This window comes from Pontiella sp. (genome assembly GCF_041622395.1).
GTDB lineage: Bacteria > Verrucomicrobiota > Kiritimatiellia > Kiritimatiellales > Pontiellaceae > Pontiella.
Genome location: NZ_JBFJYW010000321.1, coordinates 1 through 4,147, shown reverse-complemented (window position 1 = coordinate 4,147; position 4,147 = coordinate 1). Strand labels below are relative to the sequence as shown.

4 protein-coding genes are annotated in these 4,147 nt (G+C 59.5%); 1 reads left to right on the top strand and 3 read right to left on the bottom strand.

Going from position 1 to position 4,147, the window contains the following annotated elements; all coding sequences use genetic code 11:
- The 3 genes from ABYO54_RS14760 to ABYO54_RS14750 form a co-directional block, all read right to left on the bottom strand.
- On the bottom strand, positions 1-357 hold a 357-nt coding region (locus ABYO54_RS14760; protein WP_372809006.1), incomplete at its 3' end, for a hypothetical protein.
- A complete protein-coding gene (locus ABYO54_RS14755) occupies positions 354-2,078 on the bottom strand; it encodes an ATP-binding cassette domain-containing protein (protein ID WP_372809005.1) in 1,725 nt (574 codons plus the stop codon). The genes ABYO54_RS14755 and ABYO54_RS14760, both read right to left, overlap by 4 nt.
- Positions 2,079-2,160: 82 nt before the next feature.
- Positions 2,161-3,018: a hypothetical protein gene (locus ABYO54_RS14750; protein ID WP_372809004.1), complete on the bottom strand. Its 858-nt coding sequence runs from the start codon at positions 3,016-3,018 to the stop codon at positions 2,161-2,163.
- Positions 3,019-3,252: 234 nt separating this feature from the next.
- Between ABYO54_RS14750 and ABYO54_RS14745 the strand changes: the two genes are divergently transcribed.
- Complete coding sequence (locus tag ABYO54_RS14745) at positions 3,253-3,951, top strand: hypothetical protein (RefSeq protein ID WP_372809003.1); 699 nt, start codon at positions 3,253-3,255, stop codon at positions 3,949-3,951.
- Positions 3,952-4,147 lie beyond the last annotated feature (196 nt).

The following is a 4,147-nucleotide window of genomic DNA, read 5'->3' as shown; positions in this document are numbered from 1 at the left end:
GAAGCGGGCCCAGCACTCGGCTTCGTGGTCGCGGTGGATGATGGGGCAGGGTTTGTCGGCCTCGGTCGTCGGGGGCGGAAGCGCATGCATGACCACCCGCAGGGCGACACGGTGCACCCGCTGGTTCCATAGGCTCAGCGGAAACAGGGCGAGCAACTTCCCGGAACCTGCTTCCCGGAAAAGCAGATAGAAGACCTCCCCGCCCCCCTTGAGATGGCGAAGCGAGGTCTGCACATAGTCGAAAGAGGAAAAGAGGGTCGGGCGGACGCTGTCGCGCAGCAACGCCTCCCACTCCGGTTCGAGGGCGGCGATGTGCGGCCCGTGCTCCAACCGCTCGATCTGGATGCGGCCGCTCACGGCAGGGCCTCCAGCAGCTCCTCGAGATCGACCACCACGTCGGCATGTTCCATGACGGAGGGGCGGTGGGAAATGAAGACGATGGTCAGTCCTTCCAGGGCCTTCAGCCGGTTGAGCACCAGGCTTTCGGTCTTCAGGTCGAAGGCATCGGTGCTTTCGTCGAGCAACAGCAGCGAAGGGTTGCGGTAAAGGGCGCGGGCGATGCCGACCTTGAGCACCTGGCCGCTGCTGAAGCGGAGGCCTTCGTCGCCGTAGACCGAATCGTAGCCGTTGGGCAGGCCCTGCAAAAGCCCGTCGAGATCCACCAGCCGGCATACCTCGTGGACGCGGGCGCGGTCGATCTCCTCCGGCTCGAGGCCGAGGGCGATGTTTTCCAGCAGGCTCGCCTGGATGATGTTGACGACCGCCGGCACCAGCCCGATCCGCTGTTTCCAGCACGTGCTGGCGTGGGCGTCGATGGCGCGGCCATCGGCCTCGACCGTGCCCTTCGCCGGGCGATAGAGCCCGGCCACCAGATTCATGACGGTCGATTTTCCGCAACCGGTCTGCCCCTTGATGCAGGTGAAGCGGCCCACGGGGAATTCAAGGTCGAGCCCGTCGAGATGGAACGGGCCCGATTCGGAATAGGCGAAGGAGATCTTGCGCAGCGCAATGGTCTGCGACGGCCAGGTCAGCGCGCCCGGATCCTCTTCCGGCTCATCGGGCTCGGCGAGCGCCCGGACAATCTCTTCGAGAATGGCCGTGTCGTACCAGATCTCCTTGACCTTGTTGAAGATGCTATTGACGGTGGGGATCAGGCGGTAGGCGGCCACGGCATACATCCCGATGATCGTGACCGGCTGGCTGCCGTCTTCGGCAAAGACCGCGAAATAGAGCGCCACCGCCATGATGACCCCGAACGCCACCACTTCGAGAAGCCGCTGCGGCAACTCGCTCACCAGCGAGCTTCTCACGCTGTTTTTAACCATCTGCCCGGCCGTGAGCGAAAAGCGCTTCACGAAATAGGGGGCCAGGCTGTTGAGCTTGATTTCCTTGTTCAGCTTTAGCGACTCCAGCACATGGCTGTAGAGCGAGGCCTGCAGCTTGGCATAGCGTTTGCCCAAGGCGTCGAGCTGCGACGAGGTGAAGAAATTGATCAGGTAGTGGATCAGGATCAGCGCGCTGAAAACCACCAGCGTCACGCGCCAATCGATCCAGAGCAGCAGCCCCACCACGAACACCGAAACCATGATATCCGAAATGAGGTCCAGCGTCGCAAACAGCGTCGAAATCACCACGCGCCCGACATCGGACAGCACCTCCTTGGCCCGCTCGGCGCTCGGCTTCTTTTCGAATTCGAGCACATCGATGCCGAGATAGTTTTTCAGCAACCGGGCGGAAAAGACCTGGTTTTTGGTGGCGCCGAACAGGACGCCGTACCAGCTCTCGAAGGCGGAGAAGGCATTCGAGACAATCAGGATCGCCAACGAAACGAGCCCAAAAGCAACCACGACGGAGGCATAGCTGTCGATGCCGGTGAATTCCCGGAAAAAGAGGATATACTTGTTGGTCGCCAGAATCCCCGGCTCGGAAATCAGGCCGATGAACGGGAGAATCGAGGCAATCCCGGCGGCATTGAGCGCGCCGTTGAGCAAGGATATGCACATGATCAGGGCAAGCTTCCGCCGGTCTACCGAATCCAAGAGATCGTAGATAATGCGGAGCTTTTCCAGAAGGTGCATTCGCTCCTGGTTCTCGGGTTGTGGTTTTTCCGCCATAAAAAAAGGGGGGGCCGGCCCCGGCCCCCCGGAGACTACAAATGGATTACAGGTCTTCCCAGCTTTGCAGTTCGTAAACGACGGGAATCGCGCCCAATACGGTATAGTGAACCCAGCTGTTCTCGCGTTTGACCACGTAACCGCCGGGCTTGACCCACTCGGTGTATTCGCGGATCGGATATTCCGCCAGCCACGTCTGGTTCGCGCCGACACTCCGAATCTTGAGGCAATCCTCATAGGTGGTGGAGCCGATCGTCACATCTTCAACCGCCACGACCGTCGACGTAACCGTGGTGTGGGGCGCGGAGGCGACGTAGCTCCAGGTGGTGCCCACCGGACCGTTTTTCCAGATCTGGTCTTCGGTCATCGGGCCCGGTGCAAACCCGGAATCAAGGACGTAAGCGGCCTCCTCGTCGACCCGCAGGAAGACCGCGCCTCTGGATTGGGCGCCATCCGGAATCAAGTCCGGGGCGTCATACCACTCCTCGGTCCAAATCGTGCGGTAATGGTTCGAATACGCCGGCATGTAGCTATCGCCCATGACCCGCACCTCTTCCTGCCACGTTTCACCCACCTGGTTGGTGATGGAATAATGGTAGGTGCGCCCGACCGGCACATCCAGGAACAGTCCATTGGTCCAGCAGGTGAGGCGGTACGCCATCGGAACCTCGACCTCGACCGCGCCGTCCGTGCTCACCTGCTCCCGCAACCCCGACCAATCCGTTTGCCAGCCCTTGGCAGAACCCATCGAATCGATCCACTCGACCGTGTAAACCGAATTGGAGGGAACAGTTGCCGTCAGCTTGCCCGTGGACTCGAGCGAATCGATCACCACCGTCTGCGCTTGAAGGACCGAAGCAAAGGCCACCAGCACGCCCGTTGTCCATACAATTTTCTTCTTCATTGGTTAACTCCTTGGTTTTGCCGGTTCCGCCGTTACGCGAGCCGGAAATAGTGCGGCAATGCTAATCATATTAAATCGCCCTGCGACAATTCTATTAACGTTAATTTATTAGCAGAAGAAATGCCACTTAAGCATTTCAAAGAAACGGCAACGGTTCTTCCGTGCCCCGCGCGCCCTTCATTGGCGCCTCTTCTTTGCTTGTTTTGCCCGGTTTGTTGCATCAGATTGGCTCCCATGTCTGCCCCCCCCGACCAATCGACCCGCAACGAGTCGCCGAGCGCCGCCCGCTCGCGACAAGCCGTTGCCGCCAAGCTGAAGCGGAACAAGAAAAACCTGTACCGACTGCCGCTCGAACTTTTCGCCGAACTCATTCATTCGCCCAGCCAGATCCCCGCTTTGATGGAGATCGAGGAAGCATGCTTTCCGACGCTGATGCAAGCCCAGCGGCAGAATTTCGAAGAATTCCTGGACGACGAATATGCCTCCGGCCTGATCCTGTATCGGGACAGCGTACCGATCGGCTACATGCTCGGACACCACATCCACGAGGCCAATTCCGCCGCCGCCCTCGAAACCAACCGCTTCATCCGGGAAAACCAGGACCGGATCTTCTACATCGCCAGCCTGGCGATCGTTCCCGAACACCGCTCCGTGATCGCCCTTGAATTTCTCATCCACGAGATGGGCTCCCTGCTCAAAAGCATCGACTACGACTATTTCGTCGCCTATGTGCGAAAGCGCAACGGCCTCTCGCGGCTGCTGACCCGCCGCGTTGCCGGCGAGGTGCTGTTCACCGAAGAGAATTGGGAAAACACGGGGGAGCCGTTCGACTATTGCCTGGTCAACCTCGATTCGATCCCCTCCCTGCCCGCCTGGGCCGACCACGTCTTCACCCGGCTGCGGTTGCTCCGCCGCAAGATCAAGCGCCTCTAGCCTGAATAATTCATAAAAACGGCCTTGGTTGCTGCAATGCACTCAAATAAAATGCATTGCAGATTGCTCCCCAGCAAAAACAACCAAGGCCGCCAATGAACGAAGATAACCAGATCCAACTCCCTTTCTCACCTCTTAAAAAACGTAAAGTGACTGCGGTCTTTGACGAGCCGCTGGTCAGTTCGGACGGCGGACT